General features: G+C 57.0%; 4 protein-coding genes. All 4 read right to left on the bottom strand.

Annotated elements, in window-relative coordinates:
* Positions 1 to 511: ABC transporter permease (locus ACOYNV_RS26080; RefSeq protein WP_422902735.1), on the bottom strand; the 511-nt coding region annotated here is incomplete at its 3' end.
* 28 nt (positions 512 to 539) lie between these two features.
* Positions 540 to 2,033 carry a sugar ABC transporter ATP-binding protein gene (locus ACOYNV_RS26075; RefSeq protein WP_422902734.1) on the bottom strand — a complete coding sequence of 498 codons (1,494 nt, stop codon included), beginning with the start codon at positions 2,031 to 2,033 and terminating at the stop codon, positions 540 to 542.
* A 91-nt stretch (positions 2,034 to 2,124) separates the two neighbouring features.
* Entirely contained in the window at positions 2,125 to 3,195 is a 1,071-nt protein-coding gene (gene torT, locus ACOYNV_RS26070; RefSeq protein WP_422902733.1) for a TMAO reductase system periplasmic protein TorT, read from the bottom strand.
* A gap of 99 nt (positions 3,196 to 3,294) precedes the next feature.
* Positions 3,295 to 4,274: biotin-dependent carboxyltransferase family protein (locus tag ACOYNV_RS26065; protein ID WP_422902732.1), on the bottom strand; the 980-nt coding region annotated here is incomplete at its 5' end.

The following is a 4,274-nucleotide window of genomic DNA, read 5'->3' as shown; positions in this document are numbered from 1 at the left end:
GCAGGTTTGAAACCGGAACGCCCGCCGTCAGGAACAAGGCAATGCCAAAACCAACCGATTGCATGCCAAGGGTCATGATGAACGGCGAGACACCGAACACAGCAACACCTGCTCCATTGATAACGCCCATCAACATGGCGGCTGCCAGACCCGCCAGACAACCGAGGGAGATAACTAGCCAGATGGCATCCGGAAAACTCGGGGCCAGGGCGCCCATGGTCAGTGCCGATACAACGGATGCGAGCGCCACAATTGTCCCAACCGACAGATCAAAGCCACCCGAAATCAGAGCTAGCATCTGACCCAGCGATACCAGCACAAGATAGACAGACTGACGCAGAAGATTGATCAAATTCTCACTGGTCAGAAAGCGCGATGACATCAAACTGAAGGTGATGACCGCTATCACGAGTAAAAAGGGCATCACCCCCCAGTGCAGAAAAATCTTCAGTATCCAGTCACGCGGGGATGCACGCGAAGTCGGATTGCTTGCAGGATCGATTGGACTCATTCTAAATTGCCTTGGTTGACGTGATCGGCTAAAAGAAGTGCTTCAGCACGGCTGCTTCGGTGAGTTGGGCGCGGTCGATTTCAGCCGCGAGTCGACCCGAGCGCATCACATACGCGCGATGGGACATGTGCAGGATTTCGGGCAGATCGGACGAAATCAGGATGACTGCCGCGCCCTTTTCACACAACTCTTTGATCAGGTAGTAAATAGCGCTGCGCGTCCCAACATCGACGCCTACCGTCGGCTCGTCAAGAATGTAGAGTTTGATGGGGCGCGTCAGTCCTCGGCCAAACAATACCTTTTGCTGATTTCCGCCTGACAACAGCGCGGTGGCGCGGGGAAGATTCGACGGGTGGATATCGACACGCCTGCCAATGTCCCGCGTTACCGTTCTTTCTGCCGACAGCGACAGAAAGCCGGAACGAAAATGGATAGGTTGCTGCGTCAGGGCATTGAGTGTGATGTTGTCGGCGGTACTGGCCGACAGCATCAAACCCTCTTCGCGCCGATCGGATGGCAAATAAAAAACACCGGCGTTGAGCATGCGCCGCGGCGTCGGCCTGTCAACAATCTGCCCATCCAGCCGCACCGTTCCGGACTTGATGGGCTCGATACCAAATGCCATTCTGAGCAAATCCGATTTGCCACAGCCAACCAGGCCAGCAACGCCGACCACCTCGCCTTCGCGTGCGACGAAATGATCAACGACAACGCCTGAACCACCACGAATATCAGAGAGCTCCAGAATCGCACGCCCTGGATTGGCGGCTATGGAAGGGTAGATCTTCTCGACCGCACGTCCGGCCATCATTTCAATGAGTTTGGCTTCGGAGGTGCTGGCGGCGTCCACCACGCCAATGTGTTTGCCATCACGCAGCACGGTCACGCGGTCGGCCAGGCGTTTGATCTCCTGAATGCGATGGGTGATGTAGATAACACCTACGCCCTGCTGCGTGAGGCCTCGCACGGTCGAAAACAGTTGCTCGCTCTCTCTGTCGGTCAGCGAGGCCGTTGGTTCATCGAGGATTAGAACCGAAAGTTTTCCGCGCAGCGCCTTGGCAATTTCGACCATTTGCTGCTCGGCGCGCGACAGCGTGGCAACGACACGATGCGGGTCAATCTTGAAATTCAACCGCTCCAGCAACGCACTGGCATGCCGCGACATCTCCGACAAGCGCAACAAACCAAAGCGCTGGTGAATATGTTCTTCGCCCAAACACAGATTTTCCTCAACCGTGAGGTGCGGCGCCAAAGAGAACTCTTGAAATACGGCACTGATACCTTGCCGTCTGGCATCAGCAACCGTTGAAAACCGGCGGATCTCGCCGTGCATGCGGATCACGCCACCGCCCTGCGGTTGCGCTCCCGCGATGATGGAGATCAAGGTTGACTTGCCGGCACCATTCTCACCAAATATGGCATGGACCTCTCCGGCAAGCAACTCAAAATCCACGCCGTCCAACGCCCGCACACCGGGAAACTCTTTTGACAGACCCTCGATGGACAACAACACATCTCTCATCTCGGATCAACCTGCTGCCTGGACAAGGGCGCTCTTGATCTTGGCACAAGAACAATCTCAAAAGACGACTTGCCCAAACCGCAGGTTTTCATCATTTAACTTCAAATAGCGGCTTGAATGCTGCAGGGGGAAGAACGTCGTCGCGACGAATCTGTTTCAGGTTGGCCTTGTCAATCGTGACAATTTTCGGACCCACATGTTTGATCAGGTCTTTGCCTTCCAGCGCACGCACAGCCTGGTCGATAGACATGCGCCCTTGAATCACCATAGCGTCGGCGGGTGATGCCATGATCGTGCCTTTTTCAATGCCGGCATAGACGTCGGGGGTCAGGTAGAACGACACCAGTTGCACCTTATCCTTCAAGTTGCGTGCGCGCACAATGCCTTGACTCACTTCCGCCGTGACGGCGGTGCCGGCAATATAGCGAATAGCCGGGTTGGACTGCAGCGCGTCCTCAACCAGCTTGGCCTGTGCCTCTTTGCCCGTGTCACCGTACATCGGCGCCATCACTTCGAGTGAACTGCCCTTGACCGCTTCTGCAAAGCCCTTGTTGGCGGCCTCTACCCAGCCGGCACCCGCAGGCCCGGGGAACCACGCGACTACGGCCTTGGCGCCACCTGCCGGATGCTTCTTGGCAAGGTAGGCGCCCGCTTCCTGCCCCATGGTGTAGAACGACACGAGTGACTTGGCGGTCAACTCTGCAGAGTTGATGCCGTTGACCAAATCCACAACCGGTATGTTTTTCGCCCTGAGCGACTTGACCAGATTGACCAACCCGTCAGCAGAAATGCCGCCAATGACCACGGCTTGTCCGCCGCCGGCGACGCAGTCTTCAATCTGTGAAATCTGCTTGTTCAAATTGGTGTAACCACCCGCTTCAAGCACCTGGGCTGAGACGCCAAGACGCTTGGCTTCTTCAACCACACCATAGTCAACACCCAGCCAGTAGGCGTCCTTCATGTGCGGGAATGAAACGCACAGCTTCCACTTCTTCGATGCTTTGGGCAGCGGACTGTAGTTAACCGGCTTTTTCGCTCCAGTATCGGAGAACGCGGGTTCTGTCTGCTCTGCTGCGTACGGGTACCAGTTGGCGGCCTGTGCTGCCAGAGAAGCAGACAACAAGACACCTGCGATCAGGGTGGGTACAAATAGTTTTTTCATTTAGTCTCCAAATTAATAAGTCAAGGTCAAAAAACTTCGCGTCAGTGCGAAGGTGGGGAATACAAGCCAGTCTCTTGCTTGTACGAATGCGAAAAACACTCAGGTCTTCAGTGCCGCTCGCAAATCGGTCAGGCGCTGTTTGGACTGGGCGCGCGCCGCCAAGGCCTGCGCCATGTCAACTGCGACAAATTGCGTGCGGAAATTCGGTTGCAACTGGGCCACCAGATCCATGTCGGCACTGATGACGGTGCCAATCATCGCGTAGCCGCCGCCGGAGATGGCGTCGCGGTGCAGCATGATCGGCTCCAGCCCGCCGGGTACCTGAATCGAGCCGACAGGATAACCGGCATCAACAATGTTTGAGGGATCGGAGCCGGCGCCAAAGGGGCGCTCGCGCGGCGCGAATTCCAGGGCACGACCGCCCTTGAAGCGATAGCCGATGCGGTCCGCCTCGGGGCCGACGCGCCAGGTATCGTCAAAGAAAGATTTGCCCGACGCTTCAGTCAACCAGTGAAAGTACAGGCCTGGCAGGACACGGACTTTTACGTCCTTGGGGAACACCGGCTTCAATTGCTCCGGCAACGTTCTGCCCAACCGCGACGGCCCGCTGAAGGCGCCGACGGGCAGGACGTCACCAGCCTGAAGTTTTCTGCCACAAAAGCCACCCATGGCGCCCAGGATGTAAGTCGAACGACTGCCCAACACCACGGGCACGTCAATGCCACCCGCAACGGCAAGGTAGCCACGAACGCCATCCCTGAGGTAGCCAAAGCTCAGCACGCTGCCGGCCTTGACGGAAAGGACTTCGTAGTTGGCGATGGCAACACCATCGAGCTTGGCAGGCAGGTTGGCGCCGGTCAGCGCGATCAGCGCGTCCTGCGTAAATTCGAGTTTGGGGCCGAGCATCGTCATCTCAAGCGCTGCCGCATCTTCCGGGTTACCGAGCAGCAGATTGGCAGCGCGAAAAGAGTACTGATCAAGCGCCCCGGAAAGGGGGATTCCCAGGTGGTAATAGCCCATGCGGCCGGCGTCCTGTACGGTGGTCGCAAGTCCGGCTTGTAGTACCTTAATTGCCATAC

The organism is Propionivibrio sp., assembly GCF_049316945.1.
Taxonomy (GTDB): domain Bacteria; phylum Pseudomonadota; class Gammaproteobacteria; order Burkholderiales; family Rhodocyclaceae; genus Propionivibrio.
Note: the sequence above shows the minus strand (reverse complement) of the source record. Positions and strands in the feature narration are given on the sequence as shown.

Coding starts and splice junctions, on each gene's coding strand:
- ACOYNV_RS26075 (WP_422902734.1), bottom strand. CDS start 2,033: ATGAGAGATGTGTTGTTGTCCATCGAGGGTCTGTCAAAAGAGTTTCCC.
- torT (WP_422902733.1), bottom strand. CDS start 3,195: ATGAAAAAACTATTTGTACCCACCCTGATCGCAGGTGTCTTGTTGTCT.